This window comes from Sphingomonas sp. ERG5, assembly GCF_000803065.1.
GTDB lineage: Bacteria > Pseudomonadota > Alphaproteobacteria > Sphingomonadales > Sphingomonadaceae > Sphingomonas.
The window spans coordinates 19600-42136 of record NZ_JSXI01000013.1 but is presented as its reverse complement, the minus strand read 5'-3'; the positions used below and the strand labels follow the sequence as shown (position 1 = coordinate 42136).

General features: G+C 63.8%; 19 protein-coding genes. 15 read left to right on the top strand and 4 right to left on the bottom strand.

The genetic code is table 11. The features are described from left to right. Positions 1-1794 (bottom strand): methyl-accepting chemotaxis protein, encoded by a 1794-nt coding sequence (locus OO12_RS03170; RefSeq protein WP_034157183.1) that lies wholly within the window; start codon positions 1792-1794, stop codon positions 1-3. 200 nt (positions 1795-1994) lie between these two features. On the opposite strand from OO12_RS03170, the gene OO12_RS03165 reads away from it, so the two are divergent. The 7 genes from OO12_RS03165 (at position 1995) to OO12_RS03135 (ending at position 8125) form a co-directional block, all read left to right on the top strand. After that, complete coding sequence (locus OO12_RS03165) at positions 1995-2474, top strand: hypothetical protein (protein WP_034157182.1); 480 nt, start codon at positions 1995-1997, stop codon at positions 2472-2474. Between the two features lie 117 nt (positions 2475-2591). Next, a complete protein-coding gene (locus OO12_RS03160) occupies positions 2592-3158 on the top strand; it encodes a F0F1 ATP synthase subunit delta (RefSeq protein WP_034157181.1) in 567 nt (188 codons plus the stop codon). A gap of 2 nt (positions 3159-3160) precedes the next feature. Beyond that, the gene (gene atpA, locus OO12_RS03155; protein ID WP_034157180.1) at positions 3161-4690 is read left to right on the top strand and encodes a F0F1 ATP synthase subunit alpha; all 1530 of its coding nucleotides are present in this window, start codon (positions 3161-3163) and stop codon (positions 4688-4690) included. A gap of 10 nt (positions 4691-4700) precedes the next feature. Further along, positions 4701-5324, top strand: coding sequence for a LysE family translocator (locus OO12_RS03150; RefSeq protein ID WP_082006313.1), 624 nt, complete (start codon positions 4701-4703; stop codon positions 5322-5324). Next, complete coding sequence (locus OO12_RS27880; protein ID WP_034157179.1) at positions 5325-6206, top strand: F0F1 ATP synthase subunit gamma; 882 nt, start codon at positions 5325-5327, stop codon at positions 6204-6206. Positions 6207-6227: 21 nt separating this feature from the next. Then, entirely contained in the window at positions 6228-7757 is a 1530-nt protein-coding gene (gene atpD, locus OO12_RS27875; protein WP_152616248.1) for a F0F1 ATP synthase subunit beta, read from the top strand. A 116-nt stretch (positions 7758-7873) separates the two neighbouring features. Beyond that, positions 7874-8125: an ATP synthase F1 subunit epsilon gene (locus tag OO12_RS03135; protein ID WP_034157178.1), complete on the top strand. Its 252-nt coding sequence runs from the start codon at positions 7874-7876 to the stop codon at positions 8123-8125. Positions 8126-8528: 403 nt separating this feature from the next. Here OO12_RS03135 and OO12_RS03130 read toward each other — a convergent pair whose 3' ends face one another. Continuing rightward, positions 8529-8987 carry a DUF6265 family protein gene (locus OO12_RS03130; RefSeq protein ID WP_235364667.1) on the bottom strand — a complete coding sequence of 153 codons (459 nt, stop codon included), beginning with the start codon at positions 8985-8987 and terminating at the stop codon, positions 8529-8531. 54 nt (positions 8988-9041) lie between these two features. Here OO12_RS03130 and OO12_RS26685 point away from each other — a divergent pair, with 54 nt between their 5' ends. The 5 genes from OO12_RS26685 (at position 9042) to OO12_RS03105 (ending at position 15944) form a co-directional block, all read left to right on the top strand. Beyond that, positions 9042-9803: a helix-turn-helix transcriptional regulator gene (locus OO12_RS26685; protein ID WP_152616247.1), complete on the top strand. Its 762-nt coding sequence runs from the start codon at positions 9042-9044 to the stop codon at positions 9801-9803. Positions 9804-10023: 220 nt separating this feature from the next. Next, positions 10024-11583, top strand: coding sequence for an ArnT family glycosyltransferase (locus OO12_RS03120; RefSeq protein ID WP_052215501.1), 1560 nt, complete (start codon positions 10024-10026; stop codon positions 11581-11583). A 57-nt stretch (positions 11584-11640) separates the two neighbouring features. Continuing rightward, on the top strand, positions 11641-13170 hold the full coding sequence (locus OO12_RS03115) for a CpaF family protein (RefSeq protein WP_034157176.1): 1530 nt from the start codon (positions 11641-11643) through the stop codon (positions 13168-13170). A gap of 99 nt (positions 13171-13269) precedes the next feature. Next, a complete protein-coding gene (locus OO12_RS03110) occupies positions 13270-14430 on the top strand; it encodes an aspartyl protease family protein (protein WP_034157175.1) in 1161 nt (386 codons plus the stop codon). Next, on the top strand, positions 14430-15944 hold the full coding sequence (locus OO12_RS03105; protein ID WP_052215500.1) for a hypothetical protein: 1515 nt from the start codon (positions 14430-14432) through the stop codon (positions 15942-15944). Before OO12_RS03110 ends, OO12_RS03105 begins: the two co-directional genes overlap by 1 nt. Here the strand turns inward: OO12_RS03105 and OO12_RS03100 are convergent. Both OO12_RS03100 and phaR read right to left on the bottom strand, forming a co-directional pair. After that, on the bottom strand, positions 15922-16125 hold the full coding sequence (locus tag OO12_RS03100; protein WP_034157174.1) for a hypothetical protein: 204 nt from the start codon (positions 16123-16125) through the stop codon (positions 15922-15924). The genes OO12_RS03105 and OO12_RS03100 overlap by 23 nt on opposite strands. Positions 16126-16135: 10 nt before the next feature. Then, positions 16136-16717 carry a polyhydroxyalkanoate synthesis repressor PhaR gene (gene phaR, locus OO12_RS03095; RefSeq protein ID WP_034157173.1) on the bottom strand — a complete coding sequence of 194 codons (582 nt, stop codon included), beginning with the start codon at positions 16715-16717 and terminating at the stop codon, positions 16136-16138. A 94-nt stretch (positions 16718-16811) separates the two neighbouring features. On the opposite strand from phaR, the gene OO12_RS03090 reads away from it, so the two are divergent. The 3 genes from OO12_RS03090 to OO12_RS03080 all read left to right on the top strand — a co-directional run bounded on the left by OO12_RS03090 (position 16812) and on the right by OO12_RS03080 (position 22467). After that, on the top strand, positions 16812-17816 hold the full coding sequence (locus OO12_RS03090) for an alpha/beta fold hydrolase (RefSeq protein WP_200887372.1): 1005 nt from the start codon (positions 16812-16814) through the stop codon (positions 17814-17816). A gap of 34 nt (positions 17817-17850) precedes the next feature. Continuing rightward, entirely contained in the window at positions 17851-19023 is a 1173-nt protein-coding gene (locus tag OO12_RS03085) for an acetyl-CoA C-acetyltransferase (RefSeq protein ID WP_034157172.1), read from the top strand. Positions 19024-19200: 177 nt separating this feature from the next. Then, complete coding sequence (locus tag OO12_RS03080) at positions 19201-22467, top strand: TonB-dependent receptor domain-containing protein (RefSeq protein ID WP_052215499.1); 3267 nt, start codon at positions 19201-19203, stop codon at positions 22465-22467. Positions 22468-22537: the final 70 nt, after the last annotated feature.

Genomic DNA, 22537 nt, shown 5'->3' with positions numbered 1-22537 from the left:
TCAAGCGGCGCGAACGTCGGCGATGAGGCGATTGATCTGGCCGCGCAGCGCCTCGACGCCGCCCGCCACGCCTTCGGCGGTGGCGGAGACATTCTCCGCGCTGCGCCGCGAACGCTCGGCCCGTTCACGAAGGATCTGCATATTGGCGGCCGCATCCGCCGTGCCGTCCTCGACTTCCTCGATCGCCAGCGCGATCCGCCGGGTCATGTCGCGCTGCTGTTCGACCGCGCCCGCGACATTCGCCGCCGAACGATCGAGATCGGCGACAAGACCATCGACTGACTGGATCGTCGCCAGCACCGTATCGCTGGCCGATCGCACCGCGGTGAGGCGCGACTCGATCCGGCCGGCGGCAAGCTGGGTCTGGCGTGCCAGCCCCTTCACTTCCTCGGCCACGACCGCGAAACCGCGCCCCGCATCACCGGCGCGCGCGGCTTCGATCGTGGCGTTCAGCGCAAGCAAATTGGTCTGGCCCGCAACGTCGGCGATCAGATCCAGGACATCGGCAATCTCGCTGACCAGCGCACCAAGCGATTCGGCATGCTCGCGGCCCGCGATCGTCCGCGCCCGCACCGCGCCGACCCCGACCCGCGATTCCTGTGCTTCCTCACTGATATGCTCGATCGCTTCGGCCAGGGCGGCTCCGGATTGCGCAATCGTTCGCGCGCTCGTCGCGCTTTGTTCGGCGAGCGCGGCGGTGGCGAGTGCATGATGCTCGGTCGTCCCCGCCTCGCCCGACAACAGAGCCGCTGTTTCGCGCAGGGCGGGGCCGGCCGAGGCAAGCTGGCTGACCACTGCCCCCGCCTGCTGCTCAAAGGCCGTAAACAATGTCTCGAGCAGCGCGGCACGTTTGGCGCGAGCGGCATGGTCGGCGGTCTGCGCCCGGTGGAGCGCATCCGCACTGCGCCGCGATTCTTCGCTCAGCCGGCGCGCCTCGCCCGAGCGGGTGCGCGCGAAACCGAGCGCGCGGGCGATCTCGCCAATCTCGTCGGCACGCTCGAGGCCGGGGATCTCGGTATCATCGCGGTCGAGCGTGATCTCACGCGTGGCGGCCGCGATCTGCGCCAGCGGCGCCTCGACCCGGCGCTTGAGCATGCGCATACCCCATAAGGCGACCAGCGCCGCCAGGATCGTGACCAGTGCGACAATGACATAAGCCAGGGCGAAGCCACGTTCGAGCGCGGCGCGCTCACGCAACGCGTCCTCGCGCAACTGCGTGATCAACGAATCGCTTTCGACCGTCATCGGATCGATCGCGGCATACAGCGCGCCGCTGACGAAGAAATCGAGTTGATCGAGACGATTGCCACGCAACATCCGCAGCAACCGGTCGATGGCGATATCCGCGCCGACCCGCGCGCTTTCGACCCGGGCGATCTTGTCGGCATGGCGCGCATCGAGCGGACGGTCGCGAAAGGATTGCCAGCTGGTCCGGATATCGGCGCGTGCCGCCTCGATCGCGCCGATCGCGCCGGCCGCCGATAGATTGCCGCTTTGCACCTTATGCGCGGTAAGCAGCGCCGTGGCATAGGAACTGTTGACGCGTTGCAACTCGCTGATCGGATAAAGCCGGTCGAGAATCAGCGCGCGCACCCCGGCGCTCGTCCCGAAGGTCGTCCCGAGCAACGCCAGCGCCAACAGCGCCTGGATCGCCAGCAACGCCCAGACGATCCGGCGCAGCTGCGACCGGATGCTGCCGGATGCCCCCCGCCACCGGGCGGACAGGCGCGCAAGGGGCCCGGAGAACAGCCGGAAAAATGGGAGCTGCGGGGCGAGGAGATGCGGTCGGTTCATGCCCCGCCCTATGATCCGCCAGACACCAACAGATGGTTAAGAGTTTGTTACACTTTGATGAAATGCGGCATCAATTCGCTGTCCCGGTGTCGACGACCGGGACAACTCCGCGCCCGCTTGATGACCCGGAGGACAATTGTCATGCTCACCGGAAACGGGCCAGAAACGGGGAGGCTCCAGACATGCATATTCGGCGCGCCATGATCGCGAAGATTGGCCTGACGCTGCCGTTCGCGGTTCTGATGAGCAGCTGCGGCATCAATACACGGACATCGGACAGCGAGATCGCCGCACTGACGGCAAAGGCGGAACGGGCCTGCCTGTGCGAGCGGCGCGGTGGAGCAAAGGGCAAGCCGGCGTGCTGGGCATCGTTCGAAAAGGCGATTGCCGGCAAGAAGGCGTCGGAATCCGATACTGCGCGCGATCCGATCTGGACCACGGGACGAAGCTGGTCGGAAGGCGACGACAATAAATGGGTGACGACATATTATCATGCCGCTGTCAGCAAGCCGCCCGAAGTGATTCTCTGCACGCCCGGCGAAGCCAAGACTTTCGAAGATGCGATGATGGCCGGGTCACTCGATGATCCGGAGACAATCAGGCGCGCAGACAAGATCGCGCGTGACTTGGTGGCCGGACGATCGGTCGCGGCAACAAGCGGCAAGCCGTTATGCAGTTAAGGTCGAACTTGCATCTGCGGGAACCCAATGCTAACCGCGCGGCGACCCATATGGGGGGCCGATTCCGGCCCTCTTTTCATATGGCCTGAAACCCGTTCCAACGAGGAATTCGACTCCGTGGAGACATCCGGCGGCATACAAGCGAGCTTAAGCGGACGCTATGCGACCGCGCTGTTCGAGCTCGCGCGCGACGACGCTGCAAACCCTCGGGCAATCGACGCCGTCGAGGCGAGCCTGGGCCGCGTGCGCGCCGCACTCGACCAATCGGCCGATTTCGCGGCACTGACCACCAATCCGCTGCTGTCGCGGATCAATGCCGGCAAGGGTGTCGCCGCCGCTGCCGATGTGATCGACGTCGACGGCACGACCAAGAAATTCCTTGGCGTGCTGGCGCAGAATCGCCGCCTCGCCGAATTGCCCGCGATCATCCGTTCGTTCCGCGCGCTCGCGGCGAATCATCGGGGCGAGACGACCGCCGAAATCGTCTCCGCTCACCCCCTCACCGACGATCAGGTCGACGCGCTGAAGGATCAGCTGCGCGCCCGGGTCGGCCGTGATGTTGCGGTCGACCTGTCGGTCGATCCCTCCCTGCTTGGCGGACTGGTCGTGAAGATCGGTTCGCAAATGATCGATTCGTCGATCAAGACTCGTCTCAATACTCTCGCGCACGCGATGAAAGGCTGATCATGGATATCCGCGCCGCTGAAATTTCGAAGGTCATCAAGGACCAGATCGCTTCGTTCGGTTCCGAGGCGCAAGTCTCCGAAACCGGCCGCGTGCTGTCGGTCGGCGACGGCATTGCGCGCATTCACGGGCTCGACAACGTCCAGGCGGGCGAAATGGTCGAGTTCTCCAACGGCGTGCAGGGCATGGCCCTCAACCTCGAGGCCGACAATGTCGGCGTCGTGATCTTCGGTACCGACTCCGAGATCAAGGAAGGTGACGTCGTCAAGCGCACCGGCACGATCGTGGACGTTCCCGTCGGCAAGGGCCTGCTCGGCCGCGTCGTCGATGGTCTCGGCAACCCGATCGACGGCAAGGGTCCGATCGTCAGCGACCTGCGCAGCCGCGTCGAAGTCAAGGCGCCGGGCATCATCCCGCGCCAGGGCGTCAACGAGCCGGTGCAGACCGGCCTGAAGGCGATCGACGCACTCGTCCCGGTCGGTCGTGGCCAGCGCGAACTGATCATCGGCGATCGCCAGACTGGCAAGACCGCCGTCGCGATCGACACCTTCATCAACCAGAAGGCCGCGCATCAGGGCACTGACGAGAGCCAGAAGCTTTACTGCATCTATGTCGCCATCGGCCAGAAGCGCTCGACCGTGGCGCAGATCGTCCGCGCACTCGAAGAAGCCGGCGCGATGGAATATTCGATCGTCGTCGCCGCGACCGCGTCGGAGCCGGCGCCGCTGCAGTTCCTCGCACCGTACACCGGCTGCGCGATGGGCGAATATTTCCGCGACAACGGCATGCATGCCCTGATCGTGTATGACGATCTGTCGAAGCAGGCCGTCGCCTATCGCCAGATGTCGCTGCTGCTGCGCCGTCCGCCGGGCCGCGAAGCCTATCCCGGCGACGTGTTCTATCTCCACTCGCGCCTGCTCGAGCGCGCCGCGAAGATGAATGCCGACAATGGTTCGGGCTCGCTCACCGCGCTGCCGATCATCGAGACGCAGGCGGGCGACGTGTCCGCATACATCCCGACCAACGTGATCTCGATCACCGACGGCCAGATCTTCCTCGAAACCGGCCTGTTCTTCGCCGGCATCCGTCCCGCGATCAACGTCGGCCTTTCGGTCAGCCGCGTCGGCTCCGCCGCGCAGACCAAGGCGATGAAGAAGGTCTCGGGCTCGATCAAGCTCGAGCTCGCCCAGTATCGCGAAATGGCCGCGTTCGCGCAGTTCGGTTCGGATCTCGACGCCTCGACTCAGAAGCTGCTCAATCGCGGCGCGCGCCTGACTGAACTGCTCAAGCAGGCCCAGTATCAGCCGATGCCGTTCGAGGAGCAGACTGCGTCGATCTTCGCCGGCACCAATGGCTATCTCGATACCGTGCCGGTCGACGCCGTGGTGCGCTACGAGCAGGCGATGCTTGCCGACCTGCGCGCCAACCATGCGGCGGTCCTGACCGACATCCGCGAAAAGCGCGACCTGTCCAAGGAAACGACCGAAGCGCTGAAGAGCGCGCTCGCCACGTTCTCGAAGACGTTCGCGTAAGACAGAGTCGATGGCCGACCATTCGCTCCTTGCCTGGACGCTCCTGTCGATCGGCCTCGTGCTGACGCCGGGACCGGACATGATGATCGTCGCGGGCCAGTCGGCACGCGGCGGCGTTCGTGCGGGGCTTGCGACGATGGCCGGCATCGCGCTCGGCGGCCTGTGGTACATGGCGCTGTGCGGCTTCGGTTTCCTGAGCGTGCTCACCGCCTTCCCGGCGCTGTTCATGGCCGTCAAGATCGCGGGTGCGGTCTACCTCGCCTGGCTCGGCATCCGTATGCTGACCGGTGCGTTCAAGCCCGCCCCGATCGCGGCAACGGCCATCGCGCCGGCGATGGGCAAGCCGTTCCGTCAGGGCTTCCTCAGCACCGCGCTCAATCCCAAGGTCGCTTTATTCTTCCTCGCGATCCTGCCGCAGTTCGTCGGCACCGGCCCTGACGCGCCGGTGCGCGGGATGTTGCTGATCGCGGTGCCCTATGTCCTCGGCTCGATCTGGCTGACCGGCGTCACGCTGGTTGCCGCGCGCGCCGGCCGGGCAGTGAAGCAGAGCAGCGTGATGCGCTGGTTCGAAGGCGTGATCGGCGCCGCATTTCTTGGTCTCGCGGGTCGTCTGGCCCTTGCTCGGAACGCATAAATGGCAAGCCTTAAAGCTCTCAAGATCCGCATCGACTCAGTGAAGTCGACGCAGAAGATCACCAAGGCGATGAAGATGGTCGCCGCCGCGAAACTGCGCCGTGCGCAAGAAGCGGCGGTTGCCGCACGCCCCTATGCCGAACGGCTGGAGCGCGTGATGGCCAGCCTGGCGTCGAAAGTCAGCGTGAGTGAATCCTCGCCCAGGCTGCTCGCCGGCACTGGCAAGGATCAGGTTCACCTGCTGATCGTCGCAACCTCCGAACGGGGTCTGGCGGGCGCGTTCAATTCGAACATCGTCCGCGCCGCGCGCCGCAAGGCCGAGGAACTGATCGCGCAGGGCAAGACGGTGAAATTCTACCTCGCCGGCAAGAAGGGCCGCGTGCTGCGCCGCTTCTATCCGACGATGATCCTGCACGATCACGAGCAGGGCCAGATCAAATATGTTGCCTTTTCCGATGCACGCGCCGTGGCCGATGACGTGATCGCGCGCTTCGAGGCGGGCGAATTCGACATCGCCCACCTGTTCTACGCCAAGTTCCAGTCGGCGCTGGTGCAGGAAGCCATCGGTCGCCAGATCATCCCGGTCGCGATTGACGCCAATGCGGCGCCGGTCGACGATGGCGGTGCGGCGGTGACCTATGAGCCGGACGAGGAATCGATCCTTGCCGACCTGCTGCCGCGCAACGTCGCGATTCAGGTGTTCGGCGCGTTGCTCGAAAACGCCGCGTCGGAACAGGGCAGCCGCATGACCGCGATGGACAATGCCACGCGCAATGCCGGCGACATGATCAATCGCCTTACGATCCAGTATAACCGCACCCGCCAGGCCGCGATCACGACCGAACTGGTGGAAATCATTTCCGGCGCCGAAGCGCTCAAGTAATCCGAAGACGAGGAAGAGAAGATGGCAACCGCCCCTATCGCCGAAAAGCCCGCCCGCAAGCCGCGCGCGACCAAGACTGCTGCACCGACTGCCTCCACGACTTCGGTCGCATCGGGCAGCAATGTTGGCCGCATCAGCCAGGTCATCGGCGCCGTCGTCGACGTGACCTTCGAGCAGGACCGCCTGCCCGCCATTCTCTCGGCGCTCGAAACCGACAATAACGGCAACCGCCTGGTGCTCGAAGTCGCCCAGCATCTCGGCGAGAACACGGTCCGCGCGATCGCGATGGACTCGACCGAGGGTCTGACCCGTGGCCAGTCCGTGACTGACACCGGCTCGCAGATCCGCGTACCGGTCGGCCCGAAGACGCTCGGCCGCATTCTCAACGTGATCGGCGAGCCGATCGACGAGCGCGGCCCGGTCGGCCACACCGACACGATGCCGATCCATGCCCCGGCACCGTTGTTCGTCGACCAATCGACCGAGAGCGCGATCCTGGTCACCGGCATCAAGGTCATCGACCTGCTCGCGCCTTATGCGAAGGGCGGCAAGATCGGCCTGTTCGGCGGCGCCGGCGTGGGCAAGACCGTGCTGATCCAGGAGCTGATCAACAACATCGCCAAGGGCCATGGCGGCACCTCGGTGTTCGCCGGCGTCGGCGAGCGTACCCGCGAGGGTAACGATCTGTATCACGAGTTCCTCGACGCGGGCGTTATCGCCAAGGACGCCGACGGCAACCCGACCCCTGAGGGTTCGAAGGTGGCACTCGTGTTCGGCCAGATGAACGAGCCGCCCGGCGCCCGCGCTCGCGTCGCGCTGTCGGGCCTGACCATCGCGGAATATTTCCGCGACGTCGAAGGCCAGGACGTGCTGTTCTTCGTCGACAACATCTTCCGCTTCACCCAGGCGGGTTCGGAAGTGTCGGCGCTGCTTGGCCGTATCCCGTCGGCGGTGGGCTATCAGCCGACCCTGTCGACCGACATGGGCGCGCTGCAGGAGCGCATCACCTCGACCAACAAGGGTTCGATCACCTCGGTGCAGGCGATTTACGTGCCGGCCGACGATTTGACCGATCCGGCGCCGGCCACCTCGTTCGCCCATCTGGACGCGACGACCAACCTCAACCGCGCCATCTCCGAACTGGGCATTTACCCGGCGGTCGATCCGCTCGACTCCACGTCGCGCGTGCTCACCCCGGCGATCGTCGGCCAGGAGCATTACGACACGGCACGCCGCGTCCAGGAGACGTTGCAGCGCTACAAGTCGCTGCAGGACATCATCGCCATTCTCGGCATGGATGAGCTGTCGGAAGACGATAAGCGTACCGTCAGCCGCGCGCGGAAGATTCAGCGCTTCCTGAGCCAGCCGTTCCACGTCGCCGAGGTGTTCACCAACATCCCCGGCAAGTTCGTGCAGATCGAGGACACGGTGAAGAGCTTCAAGGCCGTGGTCGACGGCGAATATGACCATCTGCCCGAGGCAGCCTTCTACATGGTCGGCGGCATCGAGGAAGCGGTCGCCAAGGCCGAGAAGATGGCCCAGGACGCTTAAGTCAATTCCCCCTCCCGCGTGCGGGAGGGGTTAGGGAAAGGCTTGCCAACGGCCAGCCTTTCCTGACATGCCCTCCCCCGACCCCTCCCCCATGCGGGAGGGGAGTGAGACACGAAATGCTGCACTTCGAACTCGTCACGCCTGAAAAGCTCGTCCGCTCCGAGGACGTGTACATGGTTGTCGTCCCCGGCACCGAAGGCGACTTCGGCGTGCTCGAAGGGCATGCGCCGGTCATGTCGACGATCCGCGACGGCGCGCTGGCGATCTATCGCACCGAAAAGGGCGAGCCCGAGACAATCGCGATCGAGGGCGGCTTTGCCGAGGTCAATGCCAATGGCTTGACCATATTGGCCGAACGCGCCGCCTGATCGGCGGTTCGAGCCGGTCTGTATGACGGCTCAGACGCGAAGAGCGGCATGTCCGCGGCGTCGATTCACTATCGCTGTGGATCATGACAATGTGGCGGCGGACGGGATGCCAGACGGCATCCTGCCCCGCTCTTTCTTATGACTGATATATTTTCACCATTCGCCCATGCTGTTTCGGCGAAAACGGCATGCTGTTCCATGCTGTTATGCGTGCTGTTCCATGCTGTTATTCAATAACAGCATATTGGCGAGCAAGCTGTTGAATAAGGGCCGGAAATCCGAGCCCAAAATCCAACTTAACAGCACGGAAAAATTTCCGCCGAAATAACAGCATGGAAATAGCGGCACATGGATGCGAATCGCGGCCTGGATCGCTCACCGGACTGACCATCGCTGGCCCGGCCTATAGCGGGCGATAACGCCAGCGCATCGGCCTGCTCCCGTCGGCGAGCGAGATTTCCGCGTTGAGCGTCTCGCCCTCGCGCCAGTAGCGGATGCGTTGCGGATAATCATGCGCCGGGTTGGCGAAGACGATCTCGCTCGCGCCTTGCGACAGCATCGGGAAAGCGACGCGCGTTCCGCCATCCGGCGACGCCCAGAAGACCGACTTGCCATCGGCATCAGGCAGGATCTGGTTGGCTTCCCAGGACTGGAGCTTGTCCCCCGTCCCGCTGCGGCCCGACCCGAGCATCATGGCGGCACGCGGCGAGGTCCAGCATTCCTCGGTCCATTTCTGCCCGGCCTGCATGATCCAGCACCCTGTCATCCAGCCCGGCGGTCCCTTCGTCACCGGTTCGGAAACGGAAGCGGACGCGGCTCCCGCCAGAGCCAGTGCGGCACATGTCGCGATCATCCAGCGCATCGATCTTCTCCCCTGTGGTTCGTTCGCCAGTCTAGCGGATGCAACGCCGCTGGCTTGAACCGACGCGACATGGAATATGACATGATGCGCTATGCCGAACAGCCTTTGCCGGAAGCATTGAACGGGCTGGTCGCGGCACTCTGGACAATGGCCGGCGAGGGTCGGCCCGATGCGTGGGTCGAGCATGATGCGACGCCAGACGGCTGTATCGAGGTGATCCACCGGCTGCGCGGCCGGTCGGTCTGGGGCACCGAGCAACCGGCGCTGTTCGTTACCGGGCTCAACCTGACGCCGGTACGGTTCCGGATCAGCGGCGATGCACAGTTTATCGGCCTCAGGCTCTGGCCCTGGGCGTGGGAAATGCTGGGCGGCGTCCCCTGCCCCGCCATCGCCAATGGCTGGGCCGCGCTGGATGGCGGGAGCCGGGCGGGTGCGCTGATGCTGAATCCGGATAATGTCATGACCGATATGACGACCGCCTTTGCCGGCATGGCCCGCCATCCGATCGGGTCGCATGTGCTGAACGCGGTGCGCGTCGAGGACATCGTCCGAACGAGCGGCCGGTCGCATCGCACGGTGCAACGCTGGTTCGAACGCAGCATCGGCGTCACGCCGCGTGGTTATTTGCGCCTGATCCGGTTCCACCGCGCCATGGTCGATGTCGCGACAGCGACCAGCCTGGCGGACCAGGCGGCAAAGGGCGGCTTTGCCGACCAGGCGCATATGGCGCGCGATTTTCGCGAGCTCGCCGGAATACCGCCCCGCACCGCGCGCGTACGGGCGCGCGGGCCGTTCCTGCCCGGCGACCCCTCCTGATCACGACGCAGCGATCCGGTGGCTGTATCACCGCAGAAGCAAGCCACGGCCAGACCCGCCATCGATCGACCTGAGCGCTTTGGCCTGCGCAAGGCCGGATGGCGATCGAACTCCCCCCGGCAGCCTCCTTGCCGGCGCCTGCTTTTCCCGACTGCGCCAGCGGCACCCGACAGCGCCAATCTTAAACGATCCGCTAACCATATGTTGCCATACGGATTCGATGACGACGCAACAGTTCGATTGGATTACCGATCATCGCCAGCGGCATACGCCGCCCCTGCGCTGGTGGGCCATCGCCGCCCTGCTGCTGGGCGTCGCGTTCCTGTTGCGATCCGGACAGTTCGGCAATCCGCTCAAGGGGCTGGACGAGCAATATTACCTGCTCGTCGGCGACCATATGCTGCATGGTGCGATACCCTATGTCGACTTGTGGGACCGAAAGCCCTTTGGCCTGTTCGCACTGTTCGCGGGCATAAGGCTGCTCGGGGGCGACGGGGTGATCCAGGCGACGATCGTCGCCACGTTGTTCGCCGCCGCGACCGCCTGTGTCGTGACCGCGATCGCGCTGCGATCCGCCCCGCGGACCGCAGCGATCCTTGCCGGGATCGGCTACCTCGTCGCGCTGCAGGTATTATGGGGCGGGATCGGACAGACCCCCGTCTTCTACAATCTGTTGACCGCGCTCAGCGCATGGCTGGTGCTCGATACAGCGCCGACGCTGCAGCGTCGCGGCGACCTGGTCCGTGTTCTGTCGGCGATGCTGCTGTCCGGCCTCGCCATCCAGATCAAGACCAATGCCGCGTTCGAAGGCGCCGCGCTGGGCCTGTGGCTGATCTGGCGTGCGATCCGTGCCGGAGCACCGCCACGGCAGCTTGTCGCGCTGGCGGCGACAATGATCTTCGTCGCATTGCTGCCCACACTCGCCGTCGCGGCGGGCTATGCAGCGATCGGGCATTTCAACGAATTCTGGTACGCGAATGTCGTCTCGCAATTCCACAAGCATGGCACGCTTGGGCAGCTTGCCCTGGTCCGCCTGGGGACGATGGCGGGCCTGTCCGGACCCATGCTGGCGCTGCTGCTTGTCGGATGCTGGCGAGCGACCCGCCAATGGCGGCGGTGGCATCCGGAAATGGTTCTGCTGGCCATGTGGTCGATCGCCGGCCTTGTCGATGCGTTCGCGATCGGCGGGTTCTGGACTCATTATGCGCTGCCGCTCGCGGTGCCGGCGGCGATCCTGTCGGCCCATGCCTTCGCCGCGCCGCGCTGGGGCTATATCGCGTTCGGCATCTACATCGCTTACCCGATGGTCGACGCCATCGTCCTCGACCGGATCAGCGCCGGCGACGAAACCCAACTGGCGGCGCGAACGGTCGCCGCCATCCCCGATGACGTGACCACGCAATGCCTGCTCACTTATGAGGGGCCGGTCATCTATTATCATCTGAAGCACGCCTGCCTCGTCACTCCGTTCGCCTTTACGGGCCATTTGCGGTCGTCGGCGGAGGCTGATGCGCTGGGCGTCGATTCCGCGGCGGCGATGAAAGCGGCACTGTCGCGGCGACCCGGCACCATCCTGACGGTCGAAGGGTCGCTGTGGAAGGAACGCAATCTGGTCAATGATCGCATCGTCGCAGCTGAAATCCGCCGCAACTATGTCGCCATCGCGCGCCTCCCCCACACCCATCAGCAAACCGGTCAGGAGTGGATCATCGTGTGGCGGCGCAAGGACCTGGCGACCGGCAGCCGGACCCTGCCCGGTGAAACTCCCGACTTTGGTTAGTCAATTGTCAAAGCTTAGCCATTACGCGTGTTTGGCAAGCATGAGGATTTGTAAGGCATGAGCGCATTCGGACGTCGTCCAGGGGTAGGTGGGTCCACACCCGGCAATCGGCCTGCGTTCGGTGTTGCGCGACCGATGCAGGGGGGGGCGGCACGTCCGGCCGAACCTGAGATCGGTGGCGACCAGTTCCCGCCATTGCCCATGCCGGGCGAAACCGATTCGCTACCGACCGGCAACATGCCCGGCGTCAATCAGGACGCGATGCAGCGCCTCGCCGACCGTCAGTCGGCCTCGGGCGAGGCGGGCAACAGCCGCGTCGAAGGTTTCGAAAGCTCGATCCACAAGATCAAGGAGCAAGTGCTGCCGCGCCTGCTCGAGCGCGTCGATCCCGAAGCGGCCGCGACACTCGACAAGGATGAATTGGCCGAGGAATTCCGCCCGATCATCGGCGAAGTGCTCGCCGAGCTGAAGCTGACGCTCAACCGCCGCGAGCAGTTCGCGCTGGAAAAGGTGCTGGTCGATGAACTGCTCGGGCTCGGGCCGCTTGAGGAACTGCTGGCCGATCCGTCGATCACCGACATCATGGTCAATGGCCCGGAACAGACCTATGTCGAGCGCAAGGGCCAGCTGGTCCTCGCCAATATCCAGTTTCGCGACGAGGAGCATCTGTTCCAGATCGCGCAACGCATCTGCAACTCGGTCGGCCGCCGTGTCGACCAGACCACACCGCTGGCCGACGCCCGATTGAAGGACGGCAGCCGCGTCAACGTGATCGTGCCGCCGCTGTCGCTTCGCGGCACCGCGATCTCGATCCGTAAATTCTCCGCCAAGCCGATCACGCTCGACATGATGGCCGGTTTCGGATCGATGAGCCCGAAAATGGCCACCGCGCTGAAGATCGCCGGCGCGAGCCGATTCAACGTCGTCATCTCGGGCGGTACCGGTTCGGGCAAGACGACGATGCTCAACGCCCTGTCGAAAATGATCGACCCGGGCGAACGCGTGCTGACGATCGAGGATGCGGCCGAACTTCGCTTGCAGCAGCCCCATTGGCTGCCGCTCGAAACCCGACCGGCCAATCTGGAGGGTCAGGGCGAAATCTCGATCCGCGATCTGGTCAAGAACGCGCTGCGTATGCGTCCTGACCGGATCATCCTGGGCGAAATTCGCGGCTCCGAATGTTTCGACATGCTCGCGGCGATGAACACCGGCCATGACGGCTCGATGTGTACGCTCCACGCCAACTCCCCGCGCGAAGCCCTCGCGCGTATGGAGAACATGGTGATGATGTCGGACATCAAGGTGCCGAAGGAAGCGATCAGCCGGCAGATCGCCGATTCGGTCGAACTGATCATCCAGGTGAAGCGCCTGCGCGACGGTTCACGCCGCGTGACCAACGTCACCGAGGTGATCGGCATGGAAGGCCCGGTGATCGTCACGCAGGAACTGTTCAAATTCGAATATCTCGACGAAAGCGCCGACGGCAAGATCGTCGGCGAATATCGCTCGATGGGCCTGCGTCCCTATACGCTTGAAAAGGCACGACAGTTCGGTTTCGATCAAGCGTTCCTGGAGGCTTGTCTCTAAGGCCTGGATCCACCCCGCCAGGGCAGGATTCGAGATGCTTGCCCATCGCCTGCCCTAAAAGCTTTTCTACAGGCCGCCGATACGGCTACGGCAGCGCGAATGCGTATTCTCGCTGCCCTCTCCCTGCTGCTGCTGACCGCCGCCACACCGTCCGCCGATCTGCTCGCGCGCGATGCCGAAGCGCGCTGGGTGCCGTTCGACCTGACGCCGGGCAACCAGATCCGCTTCACCCTGACGGTCGATGGCAAGCCGATCACCGCAATCCTCGATACGGGCGTCAGCTACTCGGTGCTGTCGCGCGCTTATGTCGATGCGGCGAAATTGAAGGTCCGCAGCGGCGGCAGCGCCAATGCGATTGGCGGCGTGGTCCCGCTCGGCTGGATCGACACGCAATCGATCACGTTTGGCGGCCTGACCCGGACTGGCGGCAGCATCAGCGTCGCCACCCTGCCCGCCAATGCCACGGGCAGTGAGAAACCGATCGAAATGCTGGTCGGGCGCGACCTGACCGCCGACTATGCGCTCGACATCGACTATGACACGCGGCGCTTTCGCTTGCTTCCCTCCGGCCGGATGCCGTTCCAGGGTGCGAGCGCCCCGCTGGCGGTCTCGCGCGACCGGCTGGTCTATATCAGTGAAACCACCGTCAACGGGCGACGGCTGCGGCCATTGATCGTCGATACCGGCGACGGCAACAGCATCACCTTGTCGTCCGAGGCCTGGGCGACGACGGCGATGGTTCCGGCGGCGCGGACCTCGACCATTTCGTTCGGCCTGGGTGGGCCGATCGTCACCGATCTGATCATCGTGCCCGAACTGCGCACCGGCACCCTGGTCGCCCCCTTTGTCGATGTGCAGATCGAACAGAAAGGTGGCTTCTCGCATGCGATGGGTATGGCCGGACGGATCGGCTCCGGCTTCCTGCAGAAATATCGTGTGCTGCTCGATCCCAAGGCCGGCCATATGGTGCTGGCGCCCGGCGCTCAGTCGCGCGAGCCGACCATGCGATCGACCAGCGGCCTGCTCGTGGCCCCCGAAAGCGACCGGTTGCGCGTCCTGCACGTCATGCGCGGCGGACCGGCTGAACGCGATGGCTGGCGCGTCGGCGACATGATCTGCGTGATCGACGGCACGCCGGTGCCGGACAATTACGCGTCCAGCCCGATCGCGGCCTGGTCGATCGGCAAACCGGGGCGCGTCGTCGCGCTCGACCTGTGCGACGGGACACGGCGCGCGCTGACGCTGCGGCACTTCTACTGATGCTCCTTCAATCATTCACCTCACGCTGGAAGACGGCGATACTGCTGCTGTTCGTCGCGGTGGCGCTGCGCATGTGGGATTTCGGCAATCCGGTCATTCATGTCGATGAGCAATTCTACCTGCTGGTCGGCGACCGAATGCTTCACGGCGATTTGCCCTATGTCGACATCTGGGACCGCAAGCCGATCGGCTTGTTCCTGCTCTTCGCCGGCATCCGTTTGCTGCCTGGCGATGGCATCCTCGCCTATCAGATCGTCGCGACCCTGTTCGCGGCGGCGACGGCATGGATGATCGACCGGGGTGCGCTCCGACTCGGTGCGGCGCGCGCCGGGGCACTGGCCGCGGCGATCGCTTATCTGATCTGGCTGTCGCTGCTCAACGGACGTGGCGGGCAATCGCCGGTGTTCTACAATCTGTTCATGGCCGCCGCTGCCTTGCTCACGCTGCGCCTGCCCGTCCTGGCCAAGGCCGGCGCGATCCGCGCGGTCCTGGGCAATGGCCTGATCGTATGCCTGCTAAGCGGCATCGCGATCCAGATGAAATATACGCCCGTGATTGAGGGCATCTATTTCGGCCTGGCGCATCTCTGGTTCCTGCACCGCGCCGGGGGCCGGTTGCCGATACTGGCCGGCGCCGGTCTCGCCTGGGCCATCGCTGGGCTGCTGCCGACGCTGGCCGCGATCGGCTATTATGCCTGGATCGGGCCGGATGCGCTGCATGCCTTCTGGTTCGCCAATGTCATCTCGATCGCACTGCGCCCCGGTTATCCGGCGGATCAGATCGCCATGCGGTTGCTGGGCGTCGCCGCGCAGCTATCGCCCCTGATCGTGGCAGCGGGCATTGCTTGGCGCTGGCGCCGGCGGATGGGCTTCGCCGGCGAAGGTTCGATCATCGCCTGGGGTTGGCTGGGCGCCGCGCTCATCGGTTTCCTGGCGATCGGCACCTATTTCGATCATTACGCCTTGCCGCTGATCGCCCCGCTCGCGCTGGTCGCGGCCCCGGCGCTGGGGCGGTCGGCGCGGATCATGGTCGGGGTGCTCGGCCTGGCGTTGCTGTTGTTCGTGATCAAGCTCGCCATGCAACCACGCAATGCCGACGGCGCACGCGCGGTCGCTGCGGTGGTCAAGGCAAACAGCGGCAGCGAATGTCCCTGGGTCGCTATCGGCGATACCATTACCTATCGCCTGGCCGATGCGTGCCTGCCGACTCCCTATGTATTCCCTAATCTGCTAATCTATTCCACCGAGCAGGGCGCGATCGGGATCGACGAAGCGGGCGAAGTGCGACGCATCGTCGCCGCTCGGCCGCCGGTGATCGTCACGTCTTCCCGATCGCTGAACATCTGGAACAGGGCAAGCTTCAGCGTGGCCAAATCCGCGCTGCGCGCCGATTATCGCCTCGTTTTCAGCACGCCGCACGACAATTATCGCTCGCTGGTTTATCTGCGCCGCGACTTGCCCTTCAGGAACCCCGCGTCAAATCACGCGACCGTCAGGCGTGGAGCGCCAGAATGACGAAGATCGCAGCGGCGATCAGCGCAAGCATCTGAAGCGTCGGCCAATCGAGCAGGCCGACACGATCGAGATCGGCGCGGCGTTTGCGGCGGCGATCGCCCAGCCCGAAAAAAAGCGCCGCCAGCACGGCGACGATCGCGGCGACCCAGAAAGGTGCCGCCGGCGACCCGAGCCACGCCATGGTCGTCAGATCAATTATCGAGCTTTTCGATCTTCTCGTTCAGCCGGGTCAGCTCCGCCTTGAGCGCGGCGATCTCATCGTCCTTGCTTGACGCGGCAGCGGCGGTCGGCGCTTCGGCAGCGGCGGCCGCCGCCTTGGCACCGGCCGAGCCGGGCTTGAACGCCGCGGTCGCGGCTTCGAACATCGCCATGTTGCGCTTGGCGATTTCGGCGAAGGGCGAATTGGCGAACGCGCCTTCGACCGCCGTCTTGAATTGCTCATGGTTCCGACGGAAGCTGTCCATCGATGCCTCGAGATAGCCCGGCACCATCGCCTGCATCGAATCGCCGTACATCGCGATCAGCTGGCGCAGGAAATTGACCGGCAGCATGGTCTGGCCGCGCGATTCTTCTTCCATGATGATCTGGGTCAGCACATTGTGCGTGATATCCTCATCGGTCTTGGCATCGACGACCTTGAAATCACGGCCCTCTCGCGTCATCGCGGCGAGATGCTCGAGTGTGATGTAAGACGACGTCTCGGTGTTATAGAGTCGGCGGTTCGCATATTTCTTGATGATGACGGGGCCGTCGCCCGGTGTCTGCTTCTTCATGGGAAAGGTCCCCGCCCAAGTGGTTGGTTCACCTGTAACACCCTTTAATGCCGCACCGCAACACGGACCAAGGCCATTACCCTTGTTTCTGGAGATGTTGCGCAGCGAAACCGCAACATCGCCCGAGCGTCGTGAACAAGCCCTGAGCGGACTGCGCGCCTATCAGGCGGCGGCGCGCGGCAAGCCCCGCAAGCCAGCCCCCGTACGCCACCGCAAGGGTCGTGCGCGGTTGCGGGACTATGGCGCGCGCGCGCGCGGCGGTCGTCCGATCGTCGTCGTGCCGTCGCTGATCAACCCGCCCTTCATCCTGGACCTTGCACCCGACATTTCGCTACTGCGCTGGCTCGCCGCACAGGGTTTTCACCCCTATCTCGTCGATTGGGGAACACCGGACCGCGCGGCGCGCGCGATGGATGTGACCGCCCATGTCGAGCAATTGCTGTTGCCGCTGATCGCGAAACTCCCCGAACCGCCCGTGCTGGCGGGATATTGCCTGGGCGGGACGATGGCGCTCGCCGCCGCCTGCGCCGCGCCGGTCGCGGGCCTTGCGCTGATCGCCGCGCCGTGGCGCTTCGATGGGTTCAGCGAAAAAGCACGCACCGACATCGCCGAACTGTGGCACGCGGCACGCCCGGCGTGCGAAACCATGGGACTGGTTCCGATGGAAGTCCTTCAAGCGGGATTCTGGCGGCTCGATCCAGGGCGCACGATCGCCAAATATGAGGCGTTCGCGGCAATGGATCCGGATAGCGTCGCGGCCCGGACGTTCGTCGCGATGGAGGATTGGGCCAATGCGGGCGCGCCCCTGCCCTTCGCCGCGGGCGCGCAGATGTTCGAACAATTGATCGGCGGCAATGTCACCGGGCGTGACCATTGGCGCGTCGGCGGGACGATTGCCGGGCCCGCCCGGCTGACCTGCCCCGCGATCGATTTCGTTTCGCTGAGCGACCGAATCGTCCCGGCGGCAAGTGCAGCCGATTTGCCCAACCGGCGTGACCTGGGCGCGGGCCATGTCGGGATGATCGTCGGGCGTGGCGCGCGAGCGCAGCTATGGGAGCCGCTGGCGGACTGGATTAGCGCGCTGCCCGCGCCTAGATAGCGCCCACATCATCACGAGCGCCGAGGATTCTCCCATGACCGATATCGTCATCACCGCCGCCAAGCGCACGCCTGTCGGCAGCTTTCTGGGCGCGTTCGGATCGGTCCCGGCGCATGAGCTGGGCCGGATCGCCATTGAAGCGGCACTGGAACAGGCCGGCGTCGACGGCGCGGATGTGTCCGAAGTCATTCTCGGCCAAGTGCTGACCGCGGCGCAGGGCCAGAACCCGGCACGCCAGGCGTCGATGGCGGCGGGCGTGCCCAAGGAAATCCCAGCCTGGGGCGTCAATCAGGTCTGTGGATCGGGCCTGCGCGCGGTGGCGCTGGCGGCCCAGGCGATCGCGACTGGCGACGCGACGATCGTCGTGGCGGGCGGGCAGGAGTCGATGTCGCTCAGCGCGCATGCACAGAATCTGCGCGGCGGGCAGAAGATGGGCGACCTCGCTTTGGTCGACACGATGGTCAAGGACGGCCTGACCGACGTCTTCAACGGCTATCATATGGGCATCACCGCCGAGAATCTTGCCGAACAATATCAGGTGACGCGCGGGCAGCAGGACGAATTCTCGGTCCGTTCGCAAAACCTTGCCGATGCGGCGCGCTCCTCTGGCCGCTTCCGTGACGAGATCGCACCGGTCACGGTCAAGGGCCGCAAGGGCGACACGATCGTGTCCGACGACGAATATATCCGCAGCGGTGTGACGCTGGAGAGCGTGTCGGGCGTGAAGCCGGCGTTCAAGAAGGACGGCACCGTCACCGCCGCCAATGCCAGCGGGCTCAATGACGGCGCCGCGGCGCTCGTACTGATGACCCGCGAGGAGGCCGAAAAGCGCGGATCGACCATCCTCGCCACGATCAGGAGTTGGGCCTCGGCCGGCGTCGATCCGTCGATCATGGGCATCGGCCCCGTCCCGGCGACGCGACGCGCGCTGGAAAAGGCCGGCTGGACTATTGGCGATCTTGATCTGATCGAAGCGAACGAGGCATTCGCGGCGCAAGCGCTGTCAGTCGGCAAGGAACTCGGCTGGGATGCCGACAAGGTCAATGTCAATGGCGGCGCGATCGCGATTGGCCATCCGATCGGCGCGAGCGGCGCGCGCGTGCTGACGACCCTGATCTATGAGATGCAGAAGCGTGACGTGAAGAAGGGTTTGGCGACCCTGTGCATCGGCGGCGGCATGGGAATTGCCATGTGTATCGAACGTTAAGCGGAATTGTCCTAAGCAGAGACATGATGTTGCATTTTCGCTACACGTGCTTTGGAAATTGACACGATAGTCTACCTGAACCGCTGATTAACATTGTGCAATGTGACTGCCTCGGCAAACATTGCACAATGTTGCCCGGGCTGTTGCCCGTGCTTTATCTTTCGGGGGTTCTATAACATGCTGAAAACTCGCCTTTTGGCAGCGACGGCGCTTGCAGCCGGTTCAGTGCTATTTTCCGCGGGCGCCTTTGCGCAGGAAACCGCTCCATCGGTTAAACCGGTCGCGACGACCGAAACCGAGACGCCGACCAGCGAAGATGCGATCATCGTCACCGGTTCGCGTATTCGTCGTCCGAATCTCGAATCGACGGTTCCGATCACGTCGATCAGCGGTGATCAGATCTTCCAGCAGGGTCAGACCAATATCGGCGACACGCTGAACGATCTGCCACAGCTGCGCAGCACTTTCGCCCAGCAGAATCCGGGCCTGGGCATCGGCATCGCCGGCCTCAACCTGCTCGACCTTCGTGGTCTGGGGTCTCAGCGGACCCTCGTACTGGTCAATGGCCGTCGTCACGTTGCTGCCGACATTCTGAACAATGCGGTGTCCACCGACATCAACACCATCCCGAACGATCTGATCGAGCGCGTCGACATCGTGACCGGCGGCAACTCCGCCATCTATGGTTCGGACGCGATCGCCGGCGTGGTCAATTTCGTGCTGAAGCGCGACTTCACCGGCGTGCAGGTACGTGGCAGCGCGGGCGTTGCGGAAAAGGGCTTTGGCGGCAACCAGTACATCTCGGCGATGGCCGGCACGAACTTTGCCGGCGGCCGCGGCAACATCATGGTGCACGGCGAATATGCTCGCCAGTCTCGCGTTTTTGCCTCCGACATCCCGTCGTACCGGTCGCAGGACGGCCTTTTCGTCACCGACATCGATCAAGGCGGGTTGGTCAATGGCAGCGACGGTATTCCAGATCGCACTTACATCCGTGACGTCCGCAGCACGAGCATCAATCGGTACGGCCTGGTTACGATCAATCAGCAAAAGGGCGGGTCGGCACCGTGCGGCAACGGTATTTCCAATGGCCTTCCTGGCGCCCCCAATGCCGCCCTGCCCTATAATTGCAGCTACGTATTCAATCAGGACGGGACGCTGGCTGCCCAAACTGGAGCGCGCTTTGGCCAGGGCATTCTCGGCGGCATCACCGGCGGCAATGGCCAGACCGGTCGCGAAGACAAGCTTCTTTCCGTACTGCCGTTCATGGAACGCTACAACTTCAACGCGCTCGGGCATTTCGCATTCAGCGATGCCGCCGAGCTCTTCTTTGAAGCCAAGTGGAATCGAGTCAATGCGCTGGGCTCGAACGCGGGCCCCTCGTTCATCCAGGGTACTTTTGCGCAGTTTGACGCCCGTGAGCGTGTTCGGCTCGACAACCCGTTCCTGAATACCGCAGCGCGCGCAACGATCGCCAATGCGATCCTGGCGTCTGGTTGCAAAACAAGCCTGACGGGCGCCTGCGATCCCAACGCCGTCGCCCCGACTCCCACAAACTTACTTACGGCGACGGACATCGCGAATATCGCAAACGGCAGCTATCGCTTCGTTGTCGCGCGACAATTGGCCGACTCGGGGATTCGTGACGAAAAATTCCAGCGCGACACCTATCGTTTCGTTGGGGGCTTGCGCGGCACGTTCAACGAGGACTGGAACTACGAATTTTCGGTCAATTACGGAAAGTTCAAGGAACGCACGACCACCTATGGCTATCTTGACCGTCAGCGTTTTATGCTGTCGCTCGATGCCGGTCGTAACCCCGTTACTGGCCAGATTCAGTGCCGTGCGCAGTTCGATCCAGCATCCGCCGTCCCTTTCACTCAGGGATTCGACGCTACTCAAATTGCCGCGCAACAGGGCCGGCTTAACTCGGATATTGCCGCTTGCGTACCTTACAATCCCTTTGGTGGAGGGGATAACAGCGCCGCGGCCAAATACTTCACCTACAATGCGACCCATGTCGCCTCGCAGGACCAGCTTGTCCTGTCCGGCTTTGTCGGTGGCGACCTGAGCCAACTCTTCGAATTGCCAGGCGGCCCGATCAGCTTTGCGGTCGGTGCCGAGTACCGACGCGAAAAGTCGTATTACCAGGAAGATCCCTTCGTTCAGTCGGGAGCGACGAACGCCGTCGTCATTCCGACTTTCTCTCCAAAGGCTTTCCAAGTGAAGGAGGCCTATGGCGAGCTCCGGATTCCGGTGGTGAAGGATTTGCCGCTCTTCCACGAGCTGACCATCAGCGGCGCGGCGCGAGTTGCGAAGTATCAGGGCAGCACCGGCACGGTCTGGGCCTATAACGCGGGCGCCGATTGGGCACCGATCCAGGACATCCGTTTCCGCGGCAATTTCAGCCGTGCGGTTCGTGCGCCGAACGTGTCGGAAACCGCGTTCCCGCTGGTCCCGAATTTCGCGCCGCAATTCCAGGACCCCTGCCGCCCAGCCAATATCGGTGCAGGTTCGCAATATCGTGCAGCCAATTGCCAGGCTGATCTCGGCGCGCTCCTGCCGGCTCTCAACTCTCTTGCGGTTTACTCGCTCCCGGTCGTGAGCGGCAGCAACCTGAACCTCAAGGCGGAAACCTCGAACTCGATCACGCTCGGCGCCGTGATTCAGCCGCGGATCATTCCGGGCTTCTCACTCAGCGTCGATTATTATAATATCAAGGTCGACAATGTGATCACATCTGTGACCGCACAGCAGATCGCCAATAGCTGCTACGATCTGCCCACGCTCGCCAATCCGTTCTGCGGGCTGTTCACGCGTTACCGTGGCGGTGGCACACCTCCCTTTGGCGAAACTCCAGGTCAGATCCTTGGCGGTTCGCTGATCCAGGCTCCGCTCAACTATGCAAAGCGGGTTCGGCGCGGCCTCGACTTCCAGGCTTCGTACCGTACCCAGCTGGGTCCGAACGTTCGCCTCAACTCGAACCTGATCTATGTGCATCAGTTGACCAACAGCAACTATACGGATCCCACGCGTCCGAACTTCGAAAATCGGATCCTGGGCGAACTGGGCGATCCGGTCGACGAGTTCCGTCTGGATACGGACCTGACGTACAAGCAGTTCACCTTCGGGTACCGGCTGCGGTACATTGGGCCGATGTGGGTCAATAACTATGAGGACTTCAACAGCCTGCAAGGGCGTCCTCCAGAGAATGCGGACTATGCCGACATCCAGCAATATCCGTCGGTCTTCTATCATGACATCCGGTTCGAGTGGAACATCGACAACAGTGGCGGCTTCGGCAAGGATCTGAGATTCTATGCTGGCATCGACAACCTGCTCGACAAGGATCCGCCGCTGGGTTCGACGGCAACCGGTGCAAACAGCTCGATCTACAACTTCCGCGGCCGTAACTTCTACGCCGGCTTCCGCGCCCGCTTCTAAGGTCGGAACAGTCAATTCCAGGGGGCAAAGGGTAACCTTTGCCCCCTTTTTTTTGTCCTGCAGCACCAGC